14 protein-coding genes are annotated in these 13,007 nt (G+C 68.8%); 8 read left to right on the top strand and 6 right to left on the bottom strand.

Features of this window, described 5'->3' with window-relative positions; translation table 11 throughout:
* The first annotated feature begins 10 nt into the window (after window positions 1-10).
* Window positions 11-1,426, top strand: a complete 1,416-nt coding sequence (locus tag NX778_RS00600) for a M16 family metallopeptidase (protein WP_258809751.1) — start codon at window positions 11-13, stop codon at window positions 1,424-1,426.
* Window positions 1,427-1,611: 185 nt separating this feature from the next.
* On the opposite strand, the gene NX778_RS00595 is transcribed toward NX778_RS00600, so the two are convergent.
* The 6 genes from NX778_RS00595 to NX778_RS00570 are packed head-to-tail and all read right to left on the bottom strand — an operon-like array spanning window position 1,612 to window position 7,560.
* Window positions 1,612-3,504: a hybrid sensor histidine kinase/response regulator gene (locus tag NX778_RS00595; RefSeq protein ID WP_258809750.1), complete on the bottom strand. Its 1,893-nt coding sequence runs from the start codon at window positions 3,502-3,504 to the stop codon at window positions 1,612-1,614.
* The gene (locus NX778_RS00590) at window positions 3,501-4,859 is read right to left on the bottom strand and encodes a sensor histidine kinase (RefSeq protein ID WP_258809749.1); all 1,359 of its coding nucleotides are present in this window, start codon (window positions 4,857-4,859) and stop codon (window positions 3,501-3,503) included. The genes NX778_RS00595 and NX778_RS00590 overlap by 4 nt, the downstream gene beginning before the upstream one ends.
* The gene (locus tag NX778_RS00585; RefSeq protein ID WP_258809748.1) at window positions 4,856-5,881 is read right to left on the bottom strand and encodes a SpoIIE family protein phosphatase; all 1,026 of its coding nucleotides are present in this window, start codon (window positions 5,879-5,881) and stop codon (window positions 4,856-4,858) included. Before NX778_RS00585 ends, NX778_RS00590 begins: the two co-directional genes overlap by 4 nt.
* Window positions 5,869-6,333 carry an anti-sigma regulatory factor gene (locus tag NX778_RS00580; protein WP_258809747.1) on the bottom strand — a complete coding sequence of 155 codons (465 nt, stop codon included), beginning with the start codon at window positions 6,331-6,333 and terminating at the stop codon, window positions 5,869-5,871. Before NX778_RS00580 ends, NX778_RS00585 begins: the two co-directional genes overlap by 13 nt.
* Window positions 6,333-6,689: an STAS domain-containing protein gene (locus NX778_RS00575; protein ID WP_258809746.1), complete on the bottom strand. Its 357-nt coding sequence runs from the start codon at window positions 6,687-6,689 to the stop codon at window positions 6,333-6,335. Before NX778_RS00575 ends, NX778_RS00580 begins: the two co-directional genes overlap by 1 nt.
* 7 nt (window positions 6,690-6,696) lie before the next feature.
* Window positions 6,697-7,560, bottom strand: coding sequence for an STAS domain-containing protein (locus NX778_RS00570; protein WP_258811011.1), 864 nt, complete (start codon window positions 7,558-7,560; stop codon window positions 6,697-6,699).
* Between the two features lie 391 nt (window positions 7,561-7,951).
* Here NX778_RS00570 and NX778_RS00565 point away from each other — a divergent pair, with 391 nt between their 5' ends.
* Genes NX778_RS00565 through NX778_RS00535 form a run of 7 tightly spaced genes read left to right on the top strand, consistent with a single transcriptional unit; the run spans window position 7,952 to window position 13,004 of the window.
* Window positions 7,952-8,536 (top strand): A24 family peptidase, encoded by a 585-nt coding sequence (locus NX778_RS00565; RefSeq protein WP_258809745.1) that lies wholly within the window; start codon window positions 7,952-7,954, stop codon window positions 8,534-8,536.
* A gap of 21 nt (window positions 8,537-8,557) precedes the next feature.
* Window positions 8,558-9,388: a Flp pilus assembly protein CpaB gene (cpaB, locus tag NX778_RS00560; protein WP_258809744.1), complete on the top strand. Its 831-nt coding sequence runs from the start codon at window positions 8,558-8,560 to the stop codon at window positions 9,386-9,388.
* A 21-nt stretch (window positions 9,389-9,409) separates the two neighbouring features.
* The gene (locus NX778_RS00555; protein ID WP_258809743.1) at window positions 9,410-10,918 is read left to right on the top strand and encodes a type II and III secretion system protein family protein; all 1,509 of its coding nucleotides are present in this window, start codon (window positions 9,410-9,412) and stop codon (window positions 10,916-10,918) included.
* Window positions 10,911-11,174: a hypothetical protein gene (locus NX778_RS00550; RefSeq protein ID WP_258809742.1), complete on the top strand. Its 264-nt coding sequence runs from the start codon at window positions 10,911-10,913 to the stop codon at window positions 11,172-11,174. The genes NX778_RS00555 and NX778_RS00550 overlap by 8 nt, the downstream gene beginning before the upstream one ends.
* A 55-nt stretch (window positions 11,175-11,229) precedes the next feature.
* Window positions 11,230-11,436, top strand: coding sequence for a Flp family type IVb pilin (locus NX778_RS00545; RefSeq protein ID WP_258809741.1), 207 nt, complete (start codon window positions 11,230-11,232; stop codon window positions 11,434-11,436).
* Window positions 11,437-11,469: 33 nt separating this feature from the next.
* Window positions 11,470-11,664 carry a Flp family type IVb pilin gene (locus tag NX778_RS00540; protein ID WP_258809740.1) on the top strand — a complete coding sequence of 65 codons (195 nt, stop codon included), beginning with the start codon at window positions 11,470-11,472 and terminating at the stop codon, window positions 11,662-11,664.
* 53 nt (window positions 11,665-11,717) lie between these two features.
* A complete protein-coding gene (locus NX778_RS00535) occupies window positions 11,718-13,004 on the top strand; it encodes a pilus assembly protein TadG-related protein (RefSeq protein WP_258809739.1) in 1,287 nt (428 codons plus the stop codon).
* Window positions 13,005-13,007: the final 3 nt, after the last annotated feature.

The raw sequence follows: 13,007 nt of genomic DNA, 5'->3' as shown, positions 1-13,007 counted from the left end.
AGCCATCGCGATGAAAAAACTGATGCTGACACTGGCGATCTCCACCCTGTTCGCCCCGGCCGCGTTCGCGGCTGACACCCCAGCCGACAAATCCGCCGCGATGCCGGCCTACGCCAAGGACAAGCCGCTGCCGGTCCCGCACATCGCCAAGAAGACCCTGGCCAACGGCCTGACCGTGTGGGTGGTGCCACGCGAAGGACTGCCGCGCGTCGACTTCGTGCTGGCCGTGCGCGGCGCCGGCTACTCGGCCGACGACAAGGCCCATCCGGGCTTCGCCAGCCTGATGGCCGGCCTGCTCAACGAAGGCACCGCCAAGCGCGACTCGCGTGCGATCGCCGAAGCGGCCCAGGGCATGGGCGGCGAAGTGGGCGCCAGCGCCTCGCTCGACGGCGTGTCGGTCTCGGCCAACGCCCTCGCCTCGCACGCCGCCGACATGGCGGCGCTGCTGGCCGAGGTGGTGCGCCAGCCCTCGTTCCCGGCCAAGGAAGTCCAGCTGGCCAAGGCCAACGCGCTGCAGGCGCTGCGCGTGGCCGAGACCCGTCCCGGCTTCCGCGCCGACCGCGCGCTGAACGCGGCGATCTACGGCGACCATCCATACGGCCACACCGACCCGACCGCCGACGCCATCAACAGCGTCACCGACCAGATGCTGCGCGCCGAGCACGAGAAGCGCTTCCGTCCGGACCGCGCGCTGCTGGTGATCACCGGCCGCATCAAGGAAGCCGACGCGCTCAAGCTGGCGCAGCAGGCCTTCGGCGACTGGAAGGCGCAGGGCCAGGCGCAGCCGCTGCCGCCGGAAGCGCCGACCGATGCCAAGCCGACCTTCGTGCTGCTCGAACGCGGCGGCAGCGTGCAGTCGACGGTCCGCCTGGGCAGCCCGGGGATTGCCGCCACCGCCGCCGACCAGATCCCGCTGCGCCTTGCCAGTACGGTGCTGGGCGGCGGCTTTTCGAGCCGGGTGAACATCAACCTGCGCGAGGAAAAGGGCTATACCTACGGCGCCTACGCCGGCGCGCGCCTGGCGCGTGAAGGCGGCAGCATCGTCGGCGGCGCCGACGTGCGCAATGCGGTGACCGGCCCGTCGGTGACCGAATTCATGAACGAGTACAAGCGCATCGGCGCCGACCTCGTGCCCGAGGACGAGCTGAAGATGCACAAGCGCTACGTCGCGGGCGGCTACCTGATCAGCAACCAGATGCAGCGCGCGGTGGCGGGCACGCTGGCCAACAACTGGCTGGTCGGGCTGCCGGCCGAGTTCCTCGGGCAGTTCGTGCCGGCGATCGAGAAGGTCACGCCGGAGCAGGTGCGTACCGTCGCCAGGAAGTACTTCGCACCGGAGCGCCAGACCATCGTGGTGGTGGGCGACAAGACGGCGGTGAGCGAGCAGCTCAAGCCGTTTGGAGAGTTTGTGGTGAGCGACAAATGATCTGATGCTTGATGCGTAAACGCCCGCTTGCGCAGCGGGCGTTTTTTATTGCGCGGTGCTGCACGCAAAATGGGGTTCCCGCCTGCGCGGGAACGACGGTACATTGTATAAGGCGCCCCGTGCCATATACAGTCCGTCGTTCCCGCGGAAGCGGGAACCCCATTTTGCATGCACAGCGGCGAACTCTAACCGCGCAGCGCCGCTTCCAGATCCGCGATCTCCGCCGGCTTCACCAGATGCGCATCGAAGCCCGCATCCAGCGCCTTCTTGCGATCCTCCGGCGAACCATAGCCCGTATGCGCCACCAGCCGGATCGACGCCAGCTCCGGCTCGCGCTTGAGCATGCGCGCCAGCTCGTAGCCGTCCACCCCGGGCAGCCCGATGTCGAGCACGATCACGTCCGGATGCTGCTCGCGCGCCAGCGCCACGATGCGCCGTGCGTCCTGGGTGGTGGTGGCCTGGTGTCCCATCTCGGCCAGCAGGAAGCCCATCATCTCGATCGCGTCCGCATTGTCGTCCACCAGCAGCACTTTCAGGCCGCCCGACTTGCCCTGGGCCGCGTTGCGTGACTGGTCCGGCTTGCTGCCGGCGCACTCGACCCGCAGCACCGGCAGTTCGACCGTGAAGGTGCTGCCCATGCCGATACCGGGACTGCACGCGGACAGCCGCCCGCCGTGCATCTCCAGCAAACGCGACACCAGCGACAGCCCGATCCCCAGCCCTTCCGGCGCCCGGTCCGGCGGCACCGCGGCCTGCGTGAACATGCCGAAGATGCGCGGCAGGCTGTCCTCGTCGATGCCGATGCCGTTGTCCTGCACCGCGATGCGCACCATGCCGTTGTCGGCCAGGCTCGCGCTGATCGCGATCCGGCCGTCGCGCGGCGTGAACTTGGCCGCGTTGTGCAACAGGTTGCCCATCGATTGCGCCAGCCGCACCGGGTCGCCGCTGACCCACACCTGTTCGTCCGGCAGCGTCACCTCGAGCCGGTGGCCGCGCGCGGCGATCAGCGGGCCGGCGGTCTCGGTGGCCTGCGCGATCACGGCGCCGAGGTTGACCTCCTCCGTGCGCAGCGCGATCTTGCCCTCCGAGATGCGGGCGACGTCGAGCAGGTCGTCGACCAGGTGCGCCAGGTGGTCGACCTGGCGCGTGATCACGTCCTTGGCCTTGGCCTGCAGGTCGGCCGCGCCGGGACCGCTCATGCCCAGCAGCGCGGCGGCGCTGCGGATCGGCGACAGCGGGTTGCGCAGCTCATGCGCCAGCGTGGCCAGGAATTCGTTCTTGTTGTTGTCGGCCGCACGCAGCAGCCCTTCCATTTCGCGGCGGCGCGAGATATCGCTGGTGATGCGGGCCACGCGGTAGACCTGGTCGCTCGCGTTGCGCACCGGGCGCAGGCGGTCGCGCACCCAGCGCACCTTTCCGTCCGGGAGCAGCAGCCGGTATTCCTCGTCGTAGGAGGGATCGGCGGCCAGCGCCTGCCAGCGCGCCGCGATGTGGGCGCGGTCATCGGGGTGCACGCCCTCCAGCCAGTCGTCGTGGCGCTCGTTCAGCGCGGCCCGGCTGCGGCCCCACAGCGTGTCGTAGGCCGGGCTGACGTAGGCCAGCGCGATCCCGGGCACGCAGAACATCCAGAACACGTCCTCGATCGAATCGGTCAGCTGGCGAAACCGCTCCTCGCTCTCACGCAGCGCCGACTCGGTCTGGCGCATGCGCAGCAGCGCGTTGACGTTCGCGATCAGCTCGTCGGCCTCGATCGGCGCCGCCAGGTAGTTGTCGGCGCCGCCTTCGAGGCCGCGGATCTTGTCGTCGCGGCTGGTCAGCGCGGCCGAAGTCTGCAGCACCAGCACGCTGGCGGTGGCCGGATCGGACTTGATGCGGCGGCAGACCTCGATGCCGTTGATGTCGGGGAGCTTCACGTCGAGCAGCACCAGCGCCGGCTCCTCGCTCTTGACCATCGCCAGCGCGTCAGTGCCGTTGCCCGCCTCGATCACCTGGAAGCCCGCGCTTTGCAGGATGCGGGTCTTGGCGTAGCGCGCGCCGTCGTTGTCGTCGACATTTACGATCAAAATCTTGGCTGTCATGATTCCGTTCCATCGGTGCTTGGCGCGGCGCCCAGCGGGTACTGGCGCGGCAGCGTCAGGGTGAAGGTCGAGCCCTGGCCGGGTGTGCTCCGGACGTCCACGCGGCCGCCCAGCAGGTCGGCCAGCTTGCGGCAGAGCGGCAGGCCCAGGCCCGTGCCCTTGCTCTTGCGCTGCAGCGGATGCTCGATCTGGCTGAACTCCTCGAAGATCAGCTGCAGGTTCTCCGGACTGATGCCGATTCCGGTGTCGGCCACCGCAAATGCGATGGTATCCGTTTCCTCGTCCACACCGGCGCGCACGAGCACTTCGCCATGCTCGGTGAACTTGAGGGCGTTCGAGATGAAATTGCGCAAGATCTGGGAAATCTTGCTTTCGTCCGAATCGAAGGGCTCGCTGACGCCGCCGGTGTCGAACACCAGGTCGACATTGGCGGCATCGACCAGCGGCCGCAGCATGCCCTTCAGCGCACGGAACATGTTATCGACCACCACCGGCGCCACCTGCACCTCGACCTTGCCGGCCTCGATCTTGGCCAGGTCGAGCAGGTCGTTGACCAGTTCCGACAAGTCGTTGGCGGCGGTGGCGATGTACTGCACCTGGCGCTCCTGCTCGACGGTCAGCTCGCCGTCCATGCGGTCCAGCAGCAGCTTGGCCAGCGCGCGGATCGACGACAAGGGCGTCCTCAGCTCGTGGCTGGTGTTGGACAGGAAGCGCGACTTCATCTCGTCGGCGCGGCGCAGGCGCTCGGCCTTGTCCTCGATCTCGGCGTACAGCGCGACGATGCCGCGGTTGGTGTCCTCCAGCTCGCGGGTCAGCGACAGCAGGTCCTCCTGCCGTTCGCGCAGCTCGGCCAGGGTGCCCAGCAGCTCCTGGTTCTGCACCTGCACCTCGTGGTAGGAGTTGGCGACCGGCGCGGCGGCCAGCTTGTGCGAGCGTTCGGCCAGGTCGGCGGCGCCGAGCCGCGACTGCGGCGGCAGCACCTTGCGCATGGTGACCGTGGTGGCGGCCGTGCTCTCGGCGACCACGCAGGTGTCCATCAGGCGGTGCGCGCTGACCAGCGCCATCTCGGGCGCGTCCGCGGCCCCCAGTGGCGACTGTGCGCGGCCAGGACGCGGCTCCAGGCTGATCGCCACCTCCAGCTGCTGGCGGCCATCCTCGTCCGCCAGGCTGAAGGCGGCGCGGCCCTTGCTGCGCTGCTGGCAGGCGCGCGCCACCTCCGACACGGCGGTGGCGATGCGCACCTGGTCCTGTTGCGAAAAGCCGAGCAGCGCCGACACCTGGCGCGCGCGCTGGCGCACCAGCACGACATCCTGCTCGCTTTCCAGCGCCACGCCGACGATCCGCTGCAGTGTCATGCGCGCTCCCGCCGCCGCACCGCCAGCACCATCGCGTCGTCGCGGCGGCGGCTGAAATCGCGCATCAGGATCGCCGCCACCAGGCTCGGATGGCGCGCGGCCAGGCCGGGATAGGCGTCCAGGTCCCACTGGGTCTGCAGGCCGTCGGAATGCATGATGCACAGCGCCCCCGGCGGGAAGGCGGCGCTGAACTCCTGCACCTTGCGCATATTGTGGCCGACGATGCCGTTGTGCGAGACCAGCGCGCGCCGGCCGTCGTGCACCACCCAGGCGCTGATGTTGCCAAGGCCGGCGAAGCGCACCTCGTCGCGCCCGCAGTCGACGTAGGCCAGCGCCACCGCGGCGCCGCGCGTGATGCGCAGCGCCTCGTGCACCCGCTGCATCAGCGCGGCCGGTTGCAGCCCGCGCTCGCGGCCGAAGGTCTCGATCGCGGCATCGGCCGCCCGCGCCGCCTCCGGGCCGTGCCCCAGGCCATCGGCCGCGAGCAGCGTGGCGCCGTGTTCGTGGCAGCCGAAGGCCCAGCCGTCGCCGCACTCTTCCTCGCCAGGGATCGGCAGCGCCAGCGCGCCCACCACCACCGGCCGTGGGGCGGGAGCCGGCGTATCGCGCCACAGCCGCATGAAGAAGGCCGCGCCTTTGCCGCGCTGCGAATAAACGTCGATCTCGTCCGACAGCCGGTGCAGCGCGCCCAGGCCGGTGCCAGCGGTGCCGGCGGTGGACACGCCGTCCACCAGGCTGGATGCGAAGTCGGCGATGCCGGGTCCGCTGTCGAGCGCGACCACGTCGATGCCCGGCGCCGCGCCGGATTGCGCGGGACCGATGTAGAGCATGCCGTGGCCGGCGTGCTTGATGATATTGGTGGCGGCCTCGGTGATGATGATCGCCAGCTGGCCGGTGCGGGTTTCATCGAAACCCAGCACGCCCGCCAACTTGATGCCGGCGCGACGCGCGGCCGCGACGTCGCTGGCATGATCGATGGCCACGCTCTGCTGGCGCGACAAGGAACTGATCAACGCTTCCATTTCACCACCGACACCGCAGTGCCTTCTCCTTGCCTGCTGTCGATGTCGAATTCGTCGACCAGGCGGCGCGCGCCGCCCAGCCCCAGCCCGAGGCCGCCGCCGGTGGTGAAGCCGTCGCGCAGCGCCTGGTCGGTGTCGGCGATGCCGGGGCCGCCGTCGATGAAGATCAGGCCGACGCCCTGGCGCACGCCGTCGCCCAGCAGGTCGAGGTGGACCTCGCCGCCGCCGCCGTACTTGAGGGTGTTGCGGGCCAGCTCGCTGGCGGCGGTGACCAGCTTGGTCTGGTCCACCAGCGACAGCGCGATCGCCACCGCCCGTTCGCGCACCTGGCGGCGCAGGCCGACCACGTCCTCGTCCGAACGCAGGGGCAGCGTGACACGGCTGGTGCGCAAGGCACGGTGCCGCTCCAGCAGCGCGGAGTCGATCAGCGCCGCATTTTGTTGGGCACTCATCAGAAGGTGCGCTTTCCTAGCAGGGCCATGCCCTTTTCCACGTTGAGCGCGGTCTTCACGCCGGCCAGCGTCAGCCCCAGTTCGACCAGCGTGATCGCCACCGCCGGCTGCATCCCGACCACCACGGTCCGGGCATCGAGCACGCGCGCCATGGCGGCGGTATTGCTGATCATGCGGCCGATGAAGGAGTCGACCAGGTCGAGCGCCGAAATGTCGATCAGCACGCCCTTGGCGTTGTCGCGCACGATGCGGTCGGCCAGGTCTTCCTGCAGAGTCATGGCAAGCCGGTCGTGCATGTCGACCTGGATCGTCACCAGCAGCAGGTCGCCCATGCGAAGGATTGGAATCCGCTCCATAAACCGCTTACCCCTTGTTGGCGACCATCGCATTGCCGGTGCGCTCCAGCGCGACCAGGAAGGCGTCGGCCAGGGTCGATTTCGTCACCACGTCTTCCAGGTTCACGCCCAGGTGCACGATGGTCTGCGCGATCTGCGGGCGGATGCCGCTGATGATGCAGTCGGCGCCCATCAGGCGGGCGGCGGCGATGGTCTTCATCAGGTGCTGCGCGACCAGTGTGTCCACCATCGGCACGCCGGTGATGTCGATGATCGCGATGGCGGCGCCGGTATCGACAATCTTCTGCAGCACGTTCTCCATCACCACCTGGGTGCGCGCCGAATCGAGTGTGCCGATCAGCGGCAGCGCCAGGATGCCCTGCCACAGCTTGACCACCGGGGTGGACAGTTCCAGCAACTCCTGCTGCTGGCGCACGATGATCTGGTCGCGCGTCTTCTGGAACACTTCAATGGTGAACAGGCCCAGCTTGTCGAGCAGGGTGTTGATGATCCAGGAGGCGGCCGCGAGCCCCTCGGGATTGCCCTCGAAGCCCTGGCGCAGGCGCGCGAACAGCGGCTGCTTGAGCGAGAACACGAAGGTGGCGGTCTCGCTCGGCGTCGAGCCGGCCCTGGCGCGGGTCGAGGAAATATCGGCCAGCAGGTTGCGCACTTCGTCCCAGGAGCGGTGGTCGATATCGTCCAGGTTGCCAGCACGGGTGGCCATGGCAAAGGCCTGCAGGAATTGCTGGCAATGGACGCGCAACTGCTCCTTGGAGACGGAATTGCTGCGCAGGGTCAGTGCTTCCAGCTGGCCGATCCACTCGGCGCCGATGTCGGCCTGGTGTTCCTGGATCAGTTGTCCGATGCGGGCCGCGTAGTCCTGCGAATTCATCATCTTTCTTCCCTTCGATGTAGTTTTGGTATGCCGTACAGCATCGCAAGGCTTGAAAGACGTGCCGCCGGCTGGTCTGTAAAAGCGGGGAACTATACACCGCGCCCTTTAGCGAAATGACAGGCTTGAACAGGAAATAAGTAGTTTTTTTTACGAGAAAATTTCCGCCTTTCCTCTGGTGTAAGAGTGCTCCTACAAGCAGGCGAGTGGGGGTACTACAGCCCATCAGTACCGGGAGCAAGCGACTATGCCGGCCTGGCCGCCGCGCACTATTCCGCCCCCCGAAAATCAGGCGCCGCCTCCCACGCCGAAAGGAGCCCGCTCTCATTCGCGGAGCACAGCTCGTCCATAGACTTGAGCCATCGATCAAGCCGCAACGGGGACCGCGACCATGGACGAATTCAAGGCCTTCTTCGAACTGTTCGCCATGCTGTTCACCGATCCGCGCACCTGCGTGCTGCTGGTCCTGCTGGCGGCGGCGGCCGCCTACGACTGGCGCGCCTACCGGATTCCCAACCTGCTGACCGGCGCCGGCCTGCTGTTCGCGCTGGTCTACAACACCACCGTGCCGCCGGCCATGCATGCGGGCTGGACCTGGGGCCCGGCTGGGATGCTGCTCGGTTTCGGCGCGCTGCTGCCGATGTACGCGATCGGCGCGATGGGCGCCGGCGACGTCAAGCTGATGGCGATGGTAGGCGCCTTCCTCGGCCTGCAAGGCACGGCCTGGGCCCTGTTCTTTACCGTGGTAAGCGGCGGCATTGCCGCGCTGGTGCTGGCCCTGCGCCAGCGCACGCTGGTCCCGCTGCTGGCCAACACCGGCGGCTTGCTGCGCTGGCTGCTGTGGTCGGCCGTGGCGCGCGGCAAGCCGCGGCTGGAGCCCGGCCAGTTGCCATCGGTCGGCCGGCTGGCCTACGGCATCAGCATCGCGCTCGGCACCAGTTCCTATGTCCTGGCCCGCCAGTTCGGGCTCGTCTGATCACGTCGCAAAGGACCCATCATGAAGAACCTCAAGGCAATCGGCCTGATCCTGGCCGCACTCCTCCTCGGCCTGGTGGCGGCCGCCTGGGCCACCGGCTGGGCTTCGCGCCAGGCCGGCATCAGCGCCAACAAGGTGGTGGTGGCGGCGGTCGACATCGAACCGGGCAGCAAGATCAACGCCGAAATGCTGTCGACCATCGACTGGCCGGCCGGCGCCACTCCCTCCGGCGCGTTCAAGGCCAGCGCCGATTTGCAGGACCGCATCGCCCGCCTCGCCATCGTCGCCGGCGAGCCCATGCTGGAACGCAAGCTGGCGCCTGCCGGGACGCTGGGCGGGCTGTCGGCCGTGATCGCGGAAGGCAAGCGGGCCATGACGGTGCGCGTCAACGATGTGGTCGGGGTGGCCGGCTTCGCCCTGCCCGGCAATTACGTCGACGTGGTCGTCAACGCCCAGCAGGACCAGGCCAAGGGCGAACAAGCCCGTTCGGTCAGCAAGACCGTGCTGGAGCGGGTGCTGGTGCTGGCGGTGGCACAGGAAGCGGGCCGCGACGACACCAAGCCGAAGGTGGTCAGCGCGGTCACGCTCGAACTGTCGCCGCAGGACGCCGAGAAGCTCGACCTGGCGCGCAGCGTCGGCACCCTGTCGCTGGTGCTGCGCAACCAGGTCGACAAGCAGCCGGTGGCCACCAGCGGCGTCACCAAGACCGAACTGTTCGGCGAAGCCAGGCCGGCCGCGCCGCAGCCGGTCGCCGCGGTGGTGCGCCGCCCCGCCCCGGCCCGCGTGGCGCCGGCCAGCGCCCATTGCGTGGAAGTGATCCAGCACGGCGCCTCGTCGCTGAGCTGCTTTTGACCCGACCCTGAGGACCAGCCCATGAACACCTGCATCCGGATCGCGGCATCGGCCGCGGCGGCAAGCGCCATCGCCGGCACGCCGGCCTACGGCGCCGCCAACACCAGCGGCACGCTCGCGGCCTCGCGCAGCTGCGAGTCGGTGCAGGTGGCGCCGGCCACCCAGGTCACGCTCGGCAAGGCGTCCGTGATTCCGCTGGCGGCGCCGGTGGCGCGCATCGTCGCCAGCGGCCTGCTCGGCAACGCCGCCAAGCCGGCGCCGGTCGTGGCCGCCGTGGCCGACCAGGCCAGCGTGGCCGACATGGACGTGCTGCTGCTGAGCCCGAGCGACTTGTTCCTGCGCGGGAAGAAGGCCGGGACCAGCAACATCATCCTGCAGGACGCCAACGGGGTCTGCTACCTGCACGACATCGTGGTGTCGGTCGATCCCGCCGTGCTGCAGGACAAGCTGGCCGAGCTGATGCCCGAAGAAAAAGATATCACCGTGAAAAGCGCCGGCGAAGCGATCGTGCTGTCCGGCTCGGTCAGCGGCTCAGGCAAGCTCGATGAAGCGGTACGCGTGGCCACCGCGTATCACGACGGCAAGCGCCTGGTCAACCTGTTGCGGGTGACGGCGCCGCAGCAGGTGATGCTGGAAGTGAAGATCGCCGAAGTCGGCAAGACCCTGCTCGACAAGTTCGGCATCGACTACAGCCGCATGTTCACGTCCGCCGACGGGCTGACCTCGCAGGTGCTGTCCGGCATCTTCGGCGGCGCGCCGGCCCTGTTCGGCAAGTTCAACAATATCGCCCGCAGCGGCGCCATTGCCGGGGCGGCCGAGGCCATCGTCACGCGCGGCGACGCCGCCGCCAAGGCCGGCCTGTCCACCACCAGCCGCGGCGCCACCCTGCTCGGCGTCGATGCGCAGAAGAAGGATGGCCTGGTGCGGGTGCTGGCCGAGCCGAACATCATGGCCATCAGCGGCCAGTCGGCCAGCTTCCTGTCCGGCGGCAAGATCTTCATCCCGGTGGCGCAGGCCAATAACGGCGGCGCGCCCACCATCACGCTGGAAGAGAAGGAATTCGGCGTCGGCCTCAAGTTCTCGCCGACCGTGCTCGACAGTACGCGGATCAACCTGAAGCTGGTGTCGGAAGTGTCCGAGCTGTCGCAGACCGGCTCGCCGTTCACCACGGTCGGCGGCGTGACCTCGGTGCTGCCCTCGGTGTCCACGCGCCGGGTCGACACCACGGTGCAGCTGAACGACGGCCAGAGCTTCGCCGTCGCCGGCCTGATCCGCAATAACGTGACCCAGACCCTGTCGCGCTTTCCCGGCCTGGGCGACTTGCCGGTGCTGGGCGCCCTGTTCCGATCGACCGAATTCCAGAAGGACCAGACCGAGCTGATCTTCATTGTCACGCCGCGCCTGGTGAGGCCGGCCGCCGGCCTGGCCGCGCCGACCGACATCCACGCCGAGCCGGGCGAAGCCGACGCGCTGCTGCTGGGCCGGGCCGAAGGCAAGGCCGCCAAGCAAACAGGAGAACGCCATGAATAAATCGAGCCCCCTTGCGCTGCTGGCCCTGCTGGCCGGCTGCGCGGCCACCCCGCACTACGACCAGCACTTCGGCGAGGCCGTGCGCCGGGCCCGCGTCGCGATGGCGATCCATCGCGGCGCGCCCAGTGCCGACCCGGCCGCCGGCATCGACGGCCAGGCCGCGCGCGAAGCGGTGACACGCTACCAGGACAGCTTCAAGACGCCGCCGCCGGTGGTCAACGTGATCAATACGAGCGGCGCCGGCGCCGCCAAATAGAGCACTACCCCGCCCGCAGGGGCGGACTTCCCCCAACCTTACGAAAGGAGAGCACATGAAGCACTTCATCCAGGCCGCGCGGCAGTCGGCCCGCTCGTTCGCCCGCAATGACGAAGGCGCCCAGGTGGTCGAGTACGCGCTGATCATCGCCGTGGTCTCGATCATCCTCGTGGTCGCGCTGCGCAACCTGACCGGCACCAGCTTCAGCGGCTGGATCGCCCGCGTCGGCACCTGCCTGACCAACAGCGCCTCCTGCGCCTGACGGTTCCATCCTCCCCCCATGAAAGGATTCATCATGAACAAGCTCCTCCAGTCGATCCGCTCCTTCGCCCGCGACGACGAAGGCGCCCAGGTCGTCGAATACGCGCTGATCATCGCCGTGGTGTCGATCATCCTGGTGGTCGCCCTGCGCAACCTGACCGGCACCAGCTTCGACGGCTTCATCCAGCGGGTCGCCACCTGCCTGACCACTTCGGCCTCCTGCGCCTGATGCCGCAGCCGGCGGGCCGCAGCGCGCGGCCCGCCATTCCGGGAGCCACCGACATGACCCCTGACAGCCATCCGCAGCCTCGGCGCCAGCACGGCGCGGTCATCGTGCTGGTCTGCATCCTGCTGTTCTTCCTGCTCGGCTTCGTCGCCATCGCCTTCGATTTCGGGCGCCTGTTCATCGTCAAGACCGAGCTGCAGACCGCGATGGACGCCTGCGCGCTGGCCGCCGCGCAGGAGCTCGACCAGCAGCCGACCGCGCTGGCGCGGGCGCGCGATGCCGGCGCCACCGCGGCCAACCTGAATCGCGTCAACCTGCAGTCGCTGAACTGGGACGGCCAGGGCCAGGTGACGGCCGCCGACATCAGCTTCCGCGATGCGGCCTATGCCCTCACCACGGCCGCCGCCAATGCGCGCTACGCACAGTGCCAGCACACCCAGGCTGGCGTGCGCATGTGGCTGCTGCACGCAATGGGCGCGTTCACCGGCAACCGCGCCGCCAACCCGACCAGCCGGATGGTGCTGGCCGGCGCGGTGGCCACGCGCGGCAGCGCCCAGAGCACCTGCCCGATCCCGGTCGCGCTCAAGTCCCGCGCCGGCGGCTCGCGCGCCAACAACTTCGGCTTCCAGATCGGCGAATGGGTCACCATCTTCGACAAGGGCGGCGCATCGGCCGGAGAAATGGGCTGGTACAACCTGGATGGCAGCAAGAGCGCCCAGGAGACCTTCAACGAGCTGTCCGAGGGCGGCCGCTGCGGCACCCGCCTCGGCGACACGCTCGGCACGCCGGGCGCGCAGACCAGCATCGACCGGCCCTGGAACTACCGCTTCGGGATTTACAAGAACGTCGACGTCCCGAGCGTGAACCATCCCGACCAGACCGGCTACGCCTACACCAGCGCGAACTGGAAAAACCCGGCGCCGCAGAACGCGTTTGCGGGCACGGCGGCGGCCGGCTCGCATGCGACCGCGCAGAACTACATCACCAAGCGCGCCGCCTGGGCCTCGCTGGCCGATACCGGCACCAGCATCAAGACCGGCTCCCAGATCGCCTTCGGCGACAGTAGCAAGCTGAATGGTTTCCAGAAGCTGGCCACACCTGGCGCCGCCGGCGAGCACCGCAAGTATGGATACGGCCGGCGGCTGGCGGTGGTCCCGGTCATCAACGACGCCGCGAGGGTGATCGATTTCGTCTGCATGTTCATGCTGGCCCCGCTGACCGGCCCGAACGACCCGTCGCAGCTGGAATACCGCGGCCTGGCCGGCGCGCCCGATTCGCCGTGCGCGCAGGGCGGCATGCCGGGCGGCGCGGCAGGGCCGCTGGTGCCCGTCCTCGTGAGGTGAACC

This window comes from Massilia terrae (assembly GCF_024753145.1).
GTDB classification, from domain to species: Bacteria; Pseudomonadota; Gammaproteobacteria; order Burkholderiales; family Burkholderiaceae_D; genus Telluria; species Telluria terrae.
This window is presented reverse-complemented; position numbering and strand designations above follow the sequence as displayed.